Source organism: Psychrobacter sp. 1U2 (assembly GCF_051847575.1).
Window position 1 is genome coordinate 1 of record NZ_JBPYDC010000567.1, and the last position, 971, is coordinate 971.

The following is a 971-nucleotide window of genomic DNA, read 5'->3' on the forward strand; positions in this document are numbered from 1 at the left end:
GAATAAAAGTACCGACAAATAGCAGGTTATTAGTAATGCGGAAAAACTCACTCATCATCACGCGAATGGTCTGCGCCCGATCTGGTACAGTAATACCCGCAAGCTTTTCGACCGACATGATGTACGGTAACTCATTCATCACCCCACCAAGATAATCAATACGATCGGTGTAAGGGATAAATGAGTGCCATGTTTGGCGCTCTGCCATCTTTTCAGCGCCACGATGGTGATAACCGATATCAGGAATACAATCGACCACCTCTTCACCATCGAGCTGCAATACAAGTCTGAATGCACCGTGAGCAGAGGGATGATTGGGACCGATATTTAGGAACATAAAGTCTTCATCACGCCCTGAGCGTTTCATGCCCCATTCTTCTGGCACAAAACGTAGGTTTTCTTGTTCATACTGCTGTTTAGCAGTGTTTAAGAAGTACGGCGTAAACTCGGTCGTACGTGCATGGTACTCTTTGCGCAGTGGATGACCTTCCCAGTATTTAGGCAACAAGATACGAGTCAAGTGTGGATGACCACTAAAAACGATGCCAAACATATCCCACACTTCGCGCTCATACCAGTTGGCATTTGGCCAGATATTAGTAGCGCTCGGTAAACTTAAATCCTCTTCGCTCAGAGCAACCTTAATACGTATATCACTATTACGTTCAAGCGACATGAGATGATAAAATACGGTAAAGTCACTATCAGGTAATCCGGCCCGATGCTGACGCAGACGCTCATCTATCGCTGATAAGTCAAATAACATGACATAGGGCTTTGGTAATTTACGTAAGAATAAAAGTATATCAAGCAAATCGGCACGCGCCACCCAAACCGTTGGAATATCATCAACAGTCTGCTGCACGACAAACTTACCTGCATAATTGTGCCCCAGTTCTCTAATAACTGCAGGTACAGACTTTATCTTAGAATCTTTGTTTTCGACTACCGTGACCATGAATGATACATTC

1 protein-coding gene is annotated in these 971 nt (G+C 44.3%); it reads right to left on the reverse strand.

All coding sequences use genetic code 11. The annotated features are described in order from the left end of the window. Positions 1–958, reverse strand: a 958-nt coding sequence (locus tag ACS8FD_RS17310) for an NADH-quinone oxidoreductase subunit C (RefSeq protein WP_439276761.1), incomplete at its 3' end; no start/stop codon positions are given. Between the last annotated feature and the right edge of the window lie 13 nt (positions 959–971).